This window comes from Paenibacillus sp. ALE3 (assembly GCF_054113405.1).
Window position 1 is genome coordinate 812666 of the sequence record NZ_CM134214.1, and the last position, 15334, is coordinate 827999.

Sequence of the window (15334 nt, forward strand, 5' to 3'; positions counted from 1 at the left end):
GATGAAAGAGGTGGGTATTTTGCAGCTTATGGGAAAAATCACAAAAGGAACTGTAAAGGTGGCTGTGATCGGCCTCGGTTATGTAGGGCTGCCCATGGCAGTGGAAATGGCACAGGCTGGTTATGACGTATATGGTGTGGATTCCGATCCTGTCAAAGTAGCCAAGCTGCTTCAAGGAAAGTCGTACATCATAGACATTGGCGATGATGCATTGGAAGGTCTGATCGGACAGCAATTGCATCCAGTTACGGATATCAAGGTGCTAGAGCATGCGGATATCGTCGTGATTTGTGTGCCTACGCCGCTGACGGATGGACATCAACCGGATACGTCCTATATTGAGACGGCTATTGATCAGGCCATACCTCATTTGCGTAGACAAACGCTGTTGATCCTGGAAAGCACCACCTATCCTGGAACGACCGAAGAACTGATTCGGCCAGTGATAGAGCAGCGCAGGGGATGGACAGTGGGTAAGGATTTTTATGTGTGCTTTTCACCGGAACGTGTCGATCCGGGCAGCGTCCATTTTAACATTCGCAACACCCCTAAGGTGATCGGCGGTTGCACACCGGATTGTCTGGCAGCGGGAGCAGGTTTTTACGGGTCTTTTTTGGATCAGATTGTTCCGGTTAGCTCAACAACCGTGGCTGAAGCCGCCAAGCTGTTTGAGAATACGTTCCGCAGTGTCAACATTGGAATGGTCAATGAGCTGACAGCGGCCTGTGAGAAAATTGGCATCAATATATGGGAGGTACTGGATGCAGCGGCAACCAAGCCGTTCGGCTACATGCCTTTTTATCCGGGACCAGGCATTGGGGGACACTGTATCCCGGTTGATCCGCTATATCTGTCGTGGAAATCGGAGCAGCACGGTTTTCCGCTGGAATTCGTAGATCTGGCAGACCGCATGAATCGGCGTATGCCACTGTATATCGCGGAGCGAATCGAATCCATGCTAGCTCAGGAAGGGAAAGCCATAAACAAGGCCAACATCATTCTGGCAGGTGTAGCCTACAAAAAGGACATTGATGATGTTCGGGAATCCCCGGCTCTTGTCCTGTTCGAGCATCTAACAAAAATGGGTGCTTCGGTTAGCTTCACCGACCCGTATGTATCGAGTTTTAAGCTGAACGGTGAAGAAATCCCATCTCGGACGGCAAATGCCCAGCTGTGGGAAAGTGCAGATATTGTGGTCATCACGACAGACCATTCTGTGGTGAACTACCAACAGTTGGTTGACCATGCTCGGCTGGTCTTCGATACACGTAATGCGACTGCACATTGCACAGGTGGACATGTCGTGATTTTGGGGCATCCTGGTGACGGAGGGGGCGCCGCTGTTGGCTAACCGTGATCAGGTAAACGAACGTTATTACGGGCAGATTAATTCAGAGGAATCTCATGAAGCCACCCGCAATAGAATTCACTGGATTTGTCGCCATGTACAGGGTCGTACCGTGCTGGATGTTGGATGCAGTCAGGGGATAACGTCCATTTTGCTTGCGCGGGAAGGTTTTGAGGTAACGGCGATTGATTTGGAAGAAGAGAGCATTTCTTATGCGAAAAAAGAACTTCGTCAGGAATCTGCACCCGTCAGGGGACGAGTCCATTTTCAGTTAAAGGACATTTCACAATTTGAACGTCCTCCCGGTGGTTTTGACACTATTATTTTAGGAGAGATTTTGGAACATTTTGCGCATCCCGACACCCTGCTGGCCCATGCTTACCGCTTGTTGAATAAAAAGGGGACGCTCGTCCTGTCTGTACCTTATGGATATCATCCATTTCACGATCACAAACGGACTTACTATGCCGGAAGTCTCTCCCGTGTGCTGTATCCTTACTTTAAAGAACAAGCGCTGGAGGTACATCATAAATATTTGTGCTTTGCAGGTCACAAGAAGCCAAAAGAGCTGCGTGAGGCTATGCCAGGAGCAGAGCAACTGAATGAGTGGATGAAACTGGATGAGGAGCAGTTTCGACGGGTAGAGCAGCAGCATGTTCGCAAAATGAATCAGCGAAAGGCTGCACTCGACAAGGCGGTACAGAGAATCCGGTATATGGAGCAACAACTATTTTCATTGGAGAGGGTTACGCGTGTCGAACAGATAGACAAGACGCAGGATGAGAGGAGAGGTGCATATACTGATGGCAAGTCTACCGGAAAAACAACGGAAGAATCAGCCAACGGTAAAGGGGATGACGTGAAGTCATGACTGAGCATCTAATGACCATCAGCTTGTGTATGATCGTAAAAAATGAGGAGCAGATACTGGCCCGGTGTCTGGATTCGGTCGCAGACCTGATGGATGAAATCATCATCGTGGACACGGGATCGACGGATCAGACAAAGACGATAGCAGCGCGCTATACGGATCGGATATATACGTTTGAATGGATGGATGATTTTGCCGCCGCTCGTAATGAATCGTTTGACAAGGCAACGTGTTCCTATATCATGTGGCTGGATGCGGATGATGTGCTATTGGAACCCGATCGTGAACGTCTGCGTTCCTTAAAGCAGCGATTGTCTAAGCATATCGACGCGGTGGTGATGCCACTTCACTTGGCAGAGGGTGAGCAGGGTGAACTGTTGTTCACCTCACGCCGTATACGCCTTGTGAAGCGGGATCAACAATACCGCTGGGAAGGGCGCCTGCATGAGGATCTGGTGATACCTCAGGGGCAAATCGTACATTCGGATGTGGCAGTGACACATCGCCGAATGCAAGACCATACGCTCCGTAACCAACGTATTCTCGCCCGGTGGATCAGCGAAAGCGGCAAGCTGGAAGGGCGTTTACTGTATTTTCACGCCAATGAATGCTTTGACCGCAAGGAATATGCCGAGGCAGCAGAAGCCTTCGACCATTTGCTGGAGGAGCCGACCGGCTACCGGGAAGATCGGATTACTGCTTGTGCGCGATCGGCTGAATGCTATCTCCATCTCGGGAAGCCCGAGCAACAGCTGGATCGTCTGCTACGTTCTTTTCGATACGGGGTGCCGCAAGCAGACTTGTGCTGCATGATCGGGGACTGGTTTTTCACAAGAAACGAATGGAATACTGCCGCATATTGGTATGAAAGAGCAACGGAGCAACAGCATCACCTTACTGGTATGCGACCTGTCCCACTGCCATGCTACTCTTGGTTACCTCATGTGCGGCTCAGTCATTGCTATGCCCATATGGGTAAGCTGGAAGCTTCGTATGAGCACAACCAAGCCGCTTTACGTTATTTGCCTGATGATCCGCATTTGCTGGATAACGAACGCAAGCTTAGAGAGGCTATGCCCAAACTTCCATTCACAGCCCGGTCCTCAAAATAATTCAAGCTGTTCTGGCCCGTGATCCGCATCAGGCGGCTTGCGAGGTGGAAAAGGCTTAGGCTCCATGCCCAGCATGGTCATGAGTTGCTTAGCGTTGGCAGCAGCGTCTCCACCTGAGTTGTTGTTGAATATCACGCATACCTCACGGCTTTGCTGCTCCAGTTCCAGAAATCTGTCTTTCCATTCGGCTAATTCCTGTTCATTGTACCGATACAGATAACGAACCTCCCGCCAATTAGGTGCGGAGCTTTGATTCCAGCCTGATACGTTCCGTCCGTGGAGACGTACGATGGTCAGGTTGCTGTCTGTAGCCTGCGGCACAATGGGAACTGACCCAGGACCTGCCTGCGGCTCGTCGCATACGCTATGTATCCAGCCTTCCTCACGCATAAATGCCAGCGTTTGCTTCCGAAAATCTGCTGTGAACCAGCTTTGATGTCTAAACTCAAGTACGGATGGGACCTCTCCCATCCTATTTTTCGTGTCTCGCAGTATGGCGACATTCTCACGTGTGCAGTCAAACCAGGGCGGGTACTGAAACAGCACGGCTTTAAGCTTGCTCGCTTCGCGAAGAGGTAGTATGGATGCATGCAGTGCTTCGTACATGGCATCTATCGTTTTGAAGTAAGGCTGTTTGCCGCGGGTGTGTCCGGTCATTCCTTGATAGGCCTTGACGAGAAATGAAAAGGAGTCTGGAGTTTCCGCCGCCCAGCGCGCCATACGATCCGTTGGCTGTACTGCATAAAAAGAACTATCCATCTCTACTATCGGAAAATGGCTTCCATAGACACTTAGTTTTTGGTTAGCTTTAGTGCCCGTTGGATATAAGTCATCGTGATCGCCCCAACCCGTCAGTCCAATTTGAATCATAACTTTGCCGCTCCTTTCCTGCATGAAACCTCTGTAAAGGCGTTCCCATGATTCATTTTAATGATAAAATGGGGTAAATCACATGAAGTTGGTATGAAGTTCCTATGATTATTTAAGCTCAAATACGTTTATTGTAACATGCTCTCATGACAGGAAGCCTTGTGCTTTAAAAAAATGCTTATTCGTAATGTTTTTGAGTTTCCAGTTTGAAAAAGCTAATATAGTATGTAATAGAGCGAAATGAGTTCATGGAGGAGAAACGATATGGCAGAATGGTACGAGCAAAGCTTTGGGGAAGATTATTTATTGGTATACAAGCATCGCGACTTTCAGGGAGCCTATCAGGAAGTGCAAAAAATGATCTCCTGGCTCAAATTACCGCAAGGCTTCAGCGTATTGGATTTATGCTGTGGGATGGGACGTCATTCGCTTGCGCTTGCCGATGCAGGGTATAACATGACAGGTGTGGATCTTTCCAATGTATTGCTGAGAGAGGCCCGTGCGGCTGATATCGAAGGGCGGGTAAGTTGGCATCAAGGGGATATGCGAGCAGTGCCGCTGAAAGAAAGCTTTGATGCGGTAGTCAATTTGTTCACCTCCTTCGGTTATTTTGAAAAGGATGAGGAGCAGCTTAAAGTATTAAAGGAAATTTATCGTCTATTGAAACCGGGAGGCCGTTTTATTATAGATTATTTGAACCCTTCCTACGTAGCTGCTCATTTGGTACCGCATTCGTCCCGGGAGGATGAAGGGAATTGGATTGAGGAGCACCGGGTCATTGAAGATGGATTTGTGAAAAAGCAAATTGCCATTCGGTCAGCCGCATCTGTGACGACTACAGAAGCAGCCTCAGAGCTGGGTACCACTCACGCTGACGCAGAACCAGTGCGTGTGTACTATGAGCGAGTAAAGCTATATCCGTATGAAAAGTTCCGTGATTTGCTAGAACAAGCCGGGCTATCCGTAGAGCAGGTGCACGGAAGTTATGATGAAGATCAATATATCGAAGATGCTTCGCCCCGAATGATTTTTGTCGGTGTGCGGGCTTGAAACAGAAGGGCGGATGGGAAGCCATGAAATTGCCAGAGCTTACGCTCTGTGAGCGAATAGACGGAGGCTTTCAGGTCAAAATATCCATGTCTTTTCCGCTGCGCTGGGTGAATAGCTATGTGATCAAGGGACAGCATGGTTTTACAATTGTAGACCCGGGTCCGCGCAATCTGGATACAGAGGCAGAATGGGCATTTGTGTTTCAACAGCTGGGCATGTCCTTTGGGGATATTTCGGACATTGTGGTGACGCATCATCACCCCGATCATTACGGATTGGCGGGGTGGATGCAGCAGCAAGGTCAGGCTCGCGTACATATGTCAGCTCGCAGCCATAAGGAAGCGATGATGATGTGGGACGCTCCAGAATTGACGACCGCTATGGAGAAACGGCTGCCTAGCTTTTTTGTCCAGCATGGCTTTCCTTTGGAACAGGTATCAGCCTTGGAATCACATATGCAGCAGGCTTATTTGCAAGTGAATCCGCAGCCTGAGATTACCTTCATTCCTACCGGAATAGACGCTCGTCTGGAATTAGGCGGACGGTTCTGGCTGCCCGTTGAGACAGGAGGGCATGCGCCTGGGCATGTGTCCTTATATGAGCCGAATAGCGGCGTTATTCTGTGCGGTGACGCGGTGTTGCCGCAGATTTCTCCTAATATCAGTCTGCTGCCGGGCAGCGATGCCCAGCCGCTGAAGTCTTATATAGACGGCTTGCAGCGCCTAGGTGAGCTAGAGGTCGCCTGGGCATATCCCGGGCATCGCAATCCGTTTGGGTATTTTCGCGAACGGACGCAAGCATTGCTGGCGCATCATGAAGAAAGGCTGGAGAAATTCTGGCAGCTGATCCAACCGGAAGGGAGCACAGCCTATGAGCTGTGCATTGCCGTGTTCGGCGACAAGCTGGGGATTCACCAGCTAAGGTTTGCCATGTCCGAGACGCTGGCCCATCTGGTGGAGCTGGTGCGCCGTGAACGGGCCTCTATGAGCGAGGAGAATCCCATCGCGCGCTTTCATTCCTTTTGCCGTCCATAATGGCGGAAAGTTAACGAATATAGCGATATGACAAAGCAACATGACAGAACAACATGACAAAGCGGCATGCATGCCGGGAAAGAGGCCTTTATGAATTTGCTGCTGCTGGGAGCTACCGGACGTGTGGGCCGTTTTATATTAGATTATGCGTTAACGGATGGTCATACCGTAACTGCCCTAGTTCGTTCACCGGACAAGTTGGAGGATTTCGCATCCCAATGCGGGACACAGCTGCAAATCGTACAGGGTGATGCCACCAACGCGAAGGATATAGCACAAGCGCTGAAGGGCGGGCCATCAGTTGTGATCAGTGCGCTGAATACAGATGGAACCACCACCTTATCCGTTAGCACAGGTCTGCTGATTCGACTGATGCAGGAGCAGTCCATTCACCGGCTCATAACGGTAGGAACGGCAGGGATTTTGCAAAGCCGGACCGAACCGAGCCTGTATCGGTACGAGTCCTCCGATACCCGGCGACGCAGCACCCGTGCGGCCGAGGAGCATCGGCGGGTGTACGAATTGCTGCGTGAATCGGCACTAGACTGGACAATCGTATGTCCGACCTATCTGCCAGATGGCGGACGTACAGGTGTATATCGGGTGGAAAAAGACTTTCTACCCGAAGGTGGCTCACAAATTACCACTGCGGATACAGCTGATTTTACCTATCGTCAATGGAAGAGTTGCGATTTTATCCGTACAAGGGTGGGCATTGCCTATTGATCGTGGAACGCAAAACATAGCTTTATTGATAAGCATCCAACCAGAGCGCAGTAAGTGTATCTACTTATGTTGCGCTCTTTTTTGTTTGACAAACATTCCGGGATTGAATACTATGGTTCTATAAGGAAACAATGTTTCTGAGATAAGCAAAGGAAGTGCATTGAATGATGTCTGAGCCATCACAACCTTATAGAACCTATTCTGAGGTGAAGTTACAGCAACAGCAATTGCTCCGTAAAAATGTGATTGATGCCGCATGCATCCTTCTTGTAGAAGAAGGGCCTGAGGCTGTGACTGTACGGCGAGTTGCACAGAAATTAAGCTGTTCCACCAAGATCATTTACAGTATTTTTGGCAGTAAGGATGGTCTTGCCAATGAGATGTATCTGGATGGATGCCGGCTATTGGCCGAAACCTTTCAACAAGTACCTGTTACCCAAAATGTACTCGCTGATCTGGAGGCATTATGCTGGGCATATTGGGAATTTGCGAGGCTTCATTCAGCCTATTACAAAATGATGTTTGGCGGGGCATTATCTGATTTTAAGCCAGATGAACAGAGTTTAGAGGGCACCACAACGGCATTATCGCGAATCCTGCAAACCGTCGTACACGCTATGGAGCTGGGAGCACTGAAAGAGCAGGACCCGCTGCTGGTTGTCCGAATGCTATGGTCAGCTTTACACGGGGTGATACATCTACAATTTGCAGGTCATTTTTTGACTGCGGACATGGCACAAGAGGTATATGCATTTACACTGAGGAATACGCTCGATGTATGTAAACCCTCGTCATCTCCAGCGTAAATATGAAGTGGCTGAGGTCATCTTCGTGATGGCTTCAGTTCATTATATAGTAGTGGTAACAATGTTTCCGAAATAAAACGACGATACTATGGAGGTCATCATCATGTTTATGTATGCAAACAAAACAGCACTCATCACAGGGGCTTCATCCGGAATTGGCGAGGCATTTGCCTATTCGCTCGCGGCTAAGAAATGTAATCTCATTTTGGTAGCGCGCAATGAAACCAAATTAAAAGCACTGGCGAAAGAACTCTCCGCTAAATATAACGTAAAAGCTACGGTGATTGCGCTGGATTTATCCTCACCAGGAGCTCCTCAAACATTGCATCAAGAGGTTCAGTACCAACAACTCAAGGTAGATCTTCTGATTAACAACGCCGGTTTTGCCACCTACGGGTACTTTGAGCAGGTTTCAGGAGAAAGACAGCATGAGGAAGTGATGCTCAATGTGGCTGCTTTAGTCGATATCACACATGCATTTATGCCTGATTTATTGCGTAACCGGGATGGGGGACTCATCAATGTTTCATCCACCGCTGCATTTCAGCCCGATCCCTATATGGCCGTATATGGAGCAACCAAAGCATTCGTACTTTCTTTTAGCGAAGCGCTGTGGGCCGAAAATCGAAAACGGGGACTCAAAGTGCTCGCCCTCTGTCCAGGTGCAACCGAAACCTCATTTTTTGATGTAGTAGGCTCCAGTGAAGCCTCTGTGGGTTCCAGAGAAACACCCCAGATTGTCGTCCATAATGCCTTGAAAGCATTTGAAAAAGGGCGCAGTCATATGATATCTGGTCGACAAAACTATTGGGTAGCTCAAGTATCCCGATTTTTCTCTCGTCAATCCACACTTAACATTGTAGAACGTACGCTACGACCTCAAAATTGATTGCAATTCATGAATCAAGATAGCCTATCCTTAATCGTCAGAATTACCGCTCAATAAGCTGAAATTTTATACGCCGGGTCTGATTTCTTCCAGCTCAATTGAACTAGAAGAAATCAGGCTCGGCGTTTCTATTTACATAGATCAAGCGTTCAGATGCTATCCCAGATCTCGCGAATATAATAAAATCCCATCTCGCTTCTCCCAGCCGTTAGCTGACCAGAAGCGTTGACCTCCTATATTATGCTCCATCACAAACAGATGACATTTATCAATGCCTTCCTTGAGTAAAGCGGATAACGCTTTATCTACCAGTCTGGGCGCAATCCCATGACCACGATGTTCTATGGCTACACCCAGATGATACAGAAATCCTCTGCGACTATCATGGCCTGCTAAAATCGTGCCTATGATGTTTCCAGCGTACTCACAGACAAAGCTAAGGCCTTCATTTCGCTGCAAAAATCGTGCAATCCGCTCCGGTGAGTCGGCCTCACTCAATCCTAACCCGTCTAAGCCATTCCATAGTGCAATAGCTTGATCATAATCGTCAGCCTGCATCGTACGGAATGTATATCCATCAGTTACGCTTGCCATGTCTCTAGTTCTCCTCTTACCCTTGTATATATCTATTGTACGCCAACGCATTGTTTGCAATTAGCGTGTCATTGTTTACCGTGTTGTATTCGGTGCGCTTTCTTCTCCAAGCTCCTGTTCGCGCTCTGCCTGCTTGCGATGGGCGATACGACTGCTGGCCGAGGCTGCGATTGCACCCACAATATCGTCCAGAAACGTATTAATCGGTCCAAGGCTTTTATCGTTCAGGCGTTCCAGCACACCCGGTTTGAGCTTATCGACATAACCGTAATTGGTAAATCCAATACTGCCGTACACATTAACGATGGAGAAGGCTAGAATTTCATCCACTCCGTATAATCCCTCGTCATGCTCAATCATATCCTGCAATGGGGGAAGAAGAGCACCCTGTTCCGCAAGAATATCTAGCTGGATGCCCGTAAGTACGGCATTTTGAACCTCGCGCTTCATCAACACCTTGTCCACATTCTCTAAACATTCTTCCATCGTTAGGTTCGGGTAATATTTTTTCTGTAGAAGCATAACCAATTCTGCGATTTCAGTCATACTTACACCACGCTTGTGCAGCCACTCACGGGTGGCATCGGCTACCTTTTTACTATTCAGGCTGTAAGGTACTTTTTTCTTGTCCATAAAGTTGAAGTTACCCTCCTCGTGTAGATCCTAATTTTCTACTGCAATTATGACCAGTGTGTCCAGTCTGCTAAAAAAATAGTTATTTTTTACGCGGGGCTCGTATACATATTAGTACAATCTGTACAAAATTGTTAGGGAGGAACTTCATTTATGAACATAAAACACCCATGGCGTATGACCTCTGTAGCCGGGCTGCTATCCCTGCCCCTGTTGTTGTCCGGATGCAGCCTTTTCGGCAACGAAGCCGCGTCCATTGACCCTCCGCCGTCCACGACAGAGCAGTCCATGATTAAGGCTGTAACTGGAAAAGCACCTGCCACGACCGGGCAGTTGAGGGCTGTCTTTTTGCAAGATCATAACGGCTTGCTGGCCCCTGTATCTTTACCGATTGCTTCAGGCGATGTACAGGCAGATGCCAAGTCGGCGCTGGAAACACTGGTTGAGGGCGGGCCTTATGCCGGATTATTACCAGAAGGATTTAAAGGTGTACTGCCTCAGGGTACAGAAGTGAAAAGTGTGACAGTGGACAAGAATAACAAGCTGGCAGTTGTCGAATTTAACAAATCTTTCGCCAACTATAAGCCACAGGAAGAACGCAAATTAATGGAAAGCTTGACCTGGACCCTGACCGATCGTCCCGATATTAAGAGCGTACAGATTTGGGTGGATGGTAAAAAGCTGAACGAAATGCCTGTTGGCGGCACACCGCTCGACCATCCGCTGACGCGCGCAGTAGGGATTAATTTGGAGGTCGGTCATGGCGTGACCCCCCTGGATTCCAGTCCAGTCACCGTGTATTTCTCTTCATCTTCTCCTGCTGGGGTACAATATTATGTACCTGTAACACGACTGGTCAGTCCGGAAAAAGATCGTGTCCAGTCAGCTCTGCATCAATTAATTCAAGGGCCACAGACCAAGGATGGATTGCAGGAAGTGATGACAGGGGAGACGGCGCTGAAATCGGTAGAACGCTCCAAAGATAACGTCATTACGGTATCACTCTCGGATGATATGTTTGCCAAAGGAGAGGCCGTACCTGCTGAATTTTTGGAATCGGTCGTACTGACAGCGGCGGACAATTCGGATGATGCGGTCAAAACGAAGATTCGGATTGAACTGAATGGTGAGAAAAGCGTGATTGGACAAAATAATCAAAATTATGGAGAGCCTGTAGCCAAGCCGCAGCACATTAACGAAATTCCTCTTTAAGGACAGGGAATCGTCCTTGGGGTGCTTTTGCCTGCACACTTTGGTAAAATAAACATATAAGAACAGGTTGCATACGACGTAGGAGGAAAAAGCATGAGTAGATCTAACGGACGAAACGGTGATGAGCTGCGCCCGATGAAATTGACAGCAGGAGTAAATAAATACGCGGAGGGCTCTGTTTTTATAGAGGTTGGCGAGACGAAAGTCATCTGTACGGCTACAGTGGAAGAACGCGTTCCTCCCTTTATGAAGGGCCAAGGAAAAGGCTGGGTGACCGCCGAATATTCCATGCTTCCGCGGGCGACACATAGCCGCAATCAGCGTGAAGCTGCGCGCGGCAAGTTGACAGGCCGTACTATGGAAATTCAGCGTCTGATCGGAAGAGCGTTGCGTTCGGTTGTCAATTTGCAGGCGCTTGGTGAACGGACGATTACGTTGGACTGTGACGTCATTCAGGCGGACGGCGGGACACGTACAACCTCCATTACCGGTTCTTTCGTAGCATTGGCGATTGCAGTAAATAAAATTGCGATCCAGCACAAGTTGCCTGTTTTCCCTATTACGGATTTCCTGGCTTCTGTCAGCGTAGGGGTTGTTGGTGACAAGGCGCTGCTGGATCTGAATTATGAAGAGGATTCCAAGGCCAAGGTGGACATGAATCTCGTCATGACTGGCAGTGGAAAGTACGTTGAGCTGCAAGGTACAGGGGAAGAAAGCCCATTCGACCGTCAGGAATTGGATCAGCTGCTTAGCTTGGGCGAACAAGGGATTCTGCAAATGATTGAGCGCCAAAAAGAAGTGCTCGGACCGATTGCTGATAAGATTGGTGCTGGACGTACAGGAGCTGGGGCCTAATGCGACTGGATGGTCCGGTTGTCATTGTCGCTACGAAGAATAAAGGGAAGGTGCGGGAATTTGCACATGCTTTTGCGCCGTTTGGCAAGGAAGTCAGAAGTATGTACGATTATCCCGACATTCCTGATGTCGTTGAGGATGGCACAACCTTTGCCGAAAATGCGTTAAAAAAAGCCAAAGCGGTGGGAGATGTGCTCGGATTGCCTGTGCTGGCCGATGATTCCGGTCTGTGCGTGGACTTGCTGGATGGTGCGCCGGGCGTATATTCGGCTCGTTATGCTGGAGAAGGTGCCAGCGATCACGAAAACAATATCAAGCTACTCGACGTTCTGGAATCGAAGCAGCTTGGTGATGATACCGGACAGCCTTTGCTAAGCCCGGCTCAATTTGTCTGTACCTTGATTCTGTATAATCCACAGACTGGGGAGACGTTGGAATCGACGGGCTCCGTGGAGGGCTGGATTACGACTGAAACCGCGGGCAGCGGTGGGTTTGGGTATGATCCGCTGTTCTATTTGCCAGAGTTTGAAAAGACAATGGCGGAGCTGACGCTGGAACAAAAGCAGGCTATCAGTCATCGGGGCATAGCCCTGCGTAATTTGGCTACAAAGCTGGGAAATCCGCAGGCATAGTTTGGTAGCAGGGCGAATAATATACCTGTCATATACGAAAAAAAGGCTATCCGTCAGTCATAGGCTGCGGATAGCCTTTTTTGGTACTTTCTGTTCCACGTATCGTATGCATCAAGAAAGATGGGCGGTTGCCACCTCGTACTTTACGACTTAAGCAGTTAGCACATTTTATCGAATAGCCACCTTGTAGGTGCGCAGCCAATTATCCACTTGCGTCAAGTAAGCAAATAACTGCGGACCCGACATCAGCTGGCCAAACCAAGGTAGATTGGTGGATGCCTCCGGTGAGGCGGCAATATCCCGTACCTTTTGCGCATCGATCAGCTTGAGCAGTGGGGAAGAGGAATCGTCCAGCAGTTGCAGCGCCTGCTTTTTCACAGCGGCAAGATAGGAGGGATTATGCGTTTTGGGATACGGGCTTTTTTTGCGATACAGCACATCATCCGGCAATACACCCTCCAGCGCCTTGCGTAAAATACCTTTTTCACGTCCGCCTGTCATTTTGATGCTCCACGGAATGTTCCATACATATTGCACCAGCCGATGATCGCAATACGGCACCCGTACTTCGAGTCCCACCCCCATACTCATCCGATCCTTGCGATCCAGTAGGGTAGGCATAAAGCGGGTGATGTTCAAATAAGACATGACGCGCATTTGCGCAGCTTTTCCTGTTTCACCCGGTAGCTTTGGTACTTCTCCGACTGCTTCTGAGTAGCGGTCGTTCAAATACTCCAGCGGTTTGATCCAGTCCCGCACTTCTGGGGATAGCAGACTCGCTCTCATATCGGGAGCAACTGCCCACGGAAATGTGCCTGAGTTCAGCATATCCTCCCGATGGAACCATGGATATCCGCCAAACACTTCATCTGCTGCTTCACCAGAAATAGCAACCGTAGCGCCCTTTTTAATCTCCCGGCAAAAGAGATACAGTGACGAATCCACGTCCGCCATTCCGGGTAAATCCCGCGTTAGCGTGGAGTTGTTCAGAGCTGCTACAACTTCTGGTGTATCGAATTCAATCCAGTGATGATTTGTCCCTAATTCATCGACCATTCGCTGTATCCAGGGGGCATCAGCTCCGGGCTGAAACGCATGGGCTTTAAAATGCTTGTCGTTGTCCACATAATCGACCGAATACGTATGAACTTGTCCCTGCCCGGTACGTTTGTAATAATCGACGGCTAATGCGGACAGGGCGCTTGAATCCAGCCCGCCAGACAATAAGGTACATACCGGTACATCCGAAATAAGCTGCCGCTCCACGGTATCCATCAACAGCTCTCGTACCTTGAGTGCCGTTTCTTCGGTGTTATCCTCATGTGCAATGCTTTCGAGCTTCCAGTAGGCTTGGATGCGTACGCCGTCACGGCTGTAGGTTAGGGTATGTCCGGGACGCAGCTCCTTCATCGATGAATAGACGCCGTGTCCGGGAGTGCGTGCAGGCCCAATGATAAAAATTTCTGCTAGTCCCTCGGCGTCTACGGCGGCCTCCACGGCTGGATGCTGGAGCAGTGCTTTGGGTTCGGAGCCAAATACGAATACATCTTCGGTTTGGCTATAAAATAACGGCTTCACTCCCAGGCGATCTCGTGCCAGAAATACCTGCTCCCGCTCACTATCCCAGACCGCAAACGCAAAGATGCCGTTCAACCGATCTACACAATCCGGGCCCCATTCGATATAGGATTCGAGCAGTACCTCTGTGTCGCATTGTGTACGGAAAAAATGCCCGCGCTGTTGCAGCTCTTTTTTCAGCTCAGGCGCGTTATATATTTCCCCGTTATATACAATCGTATAAGTGATATCCTCAAGCTGCCGGATCATGGGCTGAGCGCCGTTTTCCGGGTCCATTACGCTTAGTCTTCGGTGTCCGAAGGCACACGGGTTGGATATCCAGGTACCCGCAGCATCCGGTCCGCGATCGGAGAGCGTTTGCGTCATATTTAGCAGCAACTCAGATTGATGCATCAAGTCTCCGTTCCACTGTATGAAACCTGTAATTCCGCACATGTCTATTCATCCTCTCTTTGTCGTGTTCATCCAGTGTTGGAATGAATCAAAAACTAAATCCCCAGTTCATCAGTATATATGCCGAAAAGAAGCATAAAATGTCTGTCCGTTCCGAAAACTACAGATGGGGCAACCCGTCTACTCGTGAGGAAGGAGGGAGACAATGTACTACATCAAGGATGCCAAAATACGCCGCTTCACTGAACTTGACGGAGTGCGCTGCGCTGAGGTAGAAGTGCGTCCCGGTGCCGCAGATGACCCGGAGCTACTGGTTTATATCACAGCCACGAATCAGAAGGATGGTCAGCCTGACTATGACATGGTAAGGATCATCCGCAATGATGCTGATCTGGAGCTGGATTGGTACGACAATAATCTGCATTCGGCATTTGAGGAAGTGACCGACAAGGCTTTTACTGACTCTACGCACATTACCGCTGGTGAGGAACGGGAAAAATTCAAAAGGGAATTGCTTTCCTATGGGCAGCTTAGTACAGAGTTTGCCAAGGAGTTCGGGGCATGAGGATATGGTGTGCTATACCTCGGCTTTTGTTGATTTGGGCACCGGCGCCATCGCCGGATCAGCGTGAAAGGAGGGGGAAATCATAGACGGCAAAGCGAAGTATAAGAAAAACAAAGGCAGCAGTTATATTCATAACAATGAGTTCGCGGAAGAAGTGCTGGAGAAA

Annotated in this window: 16 protein-coding genes; 12 read left to right on the plus strand and 4 right to left on the minus strand. The window is 49.1% G+C overall.

What is annotated here, in order from left to right; translation table 11 throughout:
• Position 1: 1 nt before the first annotated feature.
• The 3 genes from ACXHJ2_RS03735 to ACXHJ2_RS03745 are packed head-to-tail and all read left to right on the plus strand — an operon-like array spanning position 2 to position 3331.
• Positions 2-1351, plus strand: a complete 1350-nt coding sequence (locus tag ACXHJ2_RS03735) for a nucleotide sugar dehydrogenase (protein ID WP_013372759.1) — start codon at positions 2-4, stop codon at positions 1349-1351.
• A complete protein-coding gene (locus ACXHJ2_RS03740; protein WP_129549888.1) occupies positions 1344-2219 on the plus strand; it encodes a class I SAM-dependent methyltransferase in 876 nt (291 codons plus the stop codon). The genes ACXHJ2_RS03735 and ACXHJ2_RS03740 overlap by 8 nt, the downstream gene beginning before the upstream one ends.
• Entirely contained in the window at positions 2216-3331 is a 1116-nt protein-coding gene (locus tag ACXHJ2_RS03745; RefSeq protein ID WP_165081702.1) for a tetratricopeptide repeat-containing glycosyltransferase family 2 protein, read from the plus strand. The genes ACXHJ2_RS03740 and ACXHJ2_RS03745 overlap by 4 nt, the downstream gene beginning before the upstream one ends.
• Here the strand turns inward: ACXHJ2_RS03745 and ACXHJ2_RS03750 are convergent.
• Entirely contained in the window at positions 3323-4201 is an 879-nt protein-coding gene (locus ACXHJ2_RS03750) for a DUF72 domain-containing protein (RefSeq protein ID WP_165081704.1), read from the minus strand. The genes ACXHJ2_RS03745 and ACXHJ2_RS03750 overlap by 9 nt on opposite strands.
• A gap of 264 nt (positions 4202-4465) precedes the next feature.
• Here ACXHJ2_RS03750 and ACXHJ2_RS03755 point away from each other — a divergent pair, with 264 nt between their 5' ends.
• The 5 genes from ACXHJ2_RS03755 (at position 4466) to ACXHJ2_RS03775 (ending at position 8706) form a co-directional block, all read left to right on the plus strand.
• Complete coding sequence (locus tag ACXHJ2_RS03755) at positions 4466-5251, plus strand: class I SAM-dependent methyltransferase (RefSeq protein WP_165081706.1); 786 nt, start codon at positions 4466-4468, stop codon at positions 5249-5251.
• A gap of 23 nt (positions 5252-5274) precedes the next feature.
• A complete protein-coding gene (locus tag ACXHJ2_RS03760) occupies positions 5275-6285 on the plus strand; it encodes an MBL fold metallo-hydrolase (RefSeq protein ID WP_165081796.1) in 1011 nt (336 codons plus the stop codon).
• Between the two features lie 90 nt (positions 6286-6375).
• A complete protein-coding gene (locus tag ACXHJ2_RS03765) occupies positions 6376-7011 on the plus strand; it encodes an NAD(P)-dependent oxidoreductase (protein ID WP_165081708.1) in 636 nt (211 codons plus the stop codon).
• A 167-nt stretch (positions 7012-7178) separates the two neighbouring features.
• Positions 7179-7817 carry a TetR/AcrR family transcriptional regulator gene (locus tag ACXHJ2_RS03770; RefSeq protein ID WP_165081798.1) on the plus strand — a complete coding sequence of 213 codons (639 nt, stop codon included), beginning with the start codon at positions 7179-7181 and terminating at the stop codon, positions 7815-7817.
• 103 nt (positions 7818-7920) lie between these two features.
• A complete protein-coding gene (locus tag ACXHJ2_RS03775) occupies positions 7921-8706 on the plus strand; it encodes an SDR family NAD(P)-dependent oxidoreductase (RefSeq protein ID WP_165081710.1) in 786 nt (261 codons plus the stop codon).
• Between the two features lie 156 nt (positions 8707-8862).
• Here the strand turns inward: ACXHJ2_RS03775 and ACXHJ2_RS03780 are convergent, their stop codons facing one another.
• Positions 8863-9300, minus strand: coding sequence for a GNAT family N-acetyltransferase (locus ACXHJ2_RS03780; RefSeq protein ID WP_064963384.1), 438 nt, complete (start codon positions 9298-9300; stop codon positions 8863-8865).
• A gap of 75 nt (positions 9301-9375) precedes the next feature.
• The gene (locus ACXHJ2_RS03785; RefSeq protein WP_013372749.1) at positions 9376-9933 is read right to left on the minus strand and encodes a phosphatidylglycerophosphatase A family protein; all 558 of its coding nucleotides are present in this window, start codon (positions 9931-9933) and stop codon (positions 9376-9378) included.
• 153 nt (positions 9934-10086) lie between these two features.
• Between ACXHJ2_RS03785 and ACXHJ2_RS03790 the strand changes: the two genes are divergently transcribed.
• The 3 genes from ACXHJ2_RS03790 (at position 10087) to ACXHJ2_RS03800 (ending at position 12632) form a co-directional block, all read left to right on the plus strand.
• Positions 10087-11145, plus strand: coding sequence for a GerMN domain-containing protein (locus ACXHJ2_RS03790; RefSeq protein ID WP_013372748.1), 1059 nt, complete (start codon positions 10087-10089; stop codon positions 11143-11145).
• 93 nt (positions 11146-11238) lie between these two features.
• A complete protein-coding gene (gene rph / locus ACXHJ2_RS03795) occupies positions 11239-12000 on the plus strand; it encodes a ribonuclease PH (protein WP_013372747.1) in 762 nt (253 codons plus the stop codon).
• The gene (locus tag ACXHJ2_RS03800; RefSeq protein WP_013372746.1) at positions 12000-12632 is read left to right on the plus strand and encodes an XTP/dITP diphosphatase; all 633 of its coding nucleotides are present in this window, start codon (positions 12000-12002) and stop codon (positions 12630-12632) included. The genes rph and ACXHJ2_RS03800 overlap by 1 nt, the downstream gene beginning before the upstream one ends.
• 168 nt (positions 12633-12800) lie before the next feature.
• On the opposite strand, the gene asnB is transcribed toward ACXHJ2_RS03800, so the two are convergent.
• On the minus strand, positions 12801-14645 hold the full coding sequence (asnB, locus tag ACXHJ2_RS03805; RefSeq protein ID WP_025678748.1) for an asparagine synthase (glutamine-hydrolyzing): 1845 nt from the start codon (positions 14643-14645) through the stop codon (positions 12801-12803).
• A gap of 163 nt (positions 14646-14808) precedes the next feature.
• Here asnB and ACXHJ2_RS03810 point away from each other — a divergent pair, with 163 nt between their 5' ends.
• Positions 14809-15168 (plus strand): hypothetical protein, encoded by a 360-nt coding sequence (locus ACXHJ2_RS03810; protein WP_031462108.1) that lies wholly within the window; start codon positions 14809-14811, stop codon positions 15166-15168.
• Positions 15169-15334 lie beyond the last annotated feature (166 nt).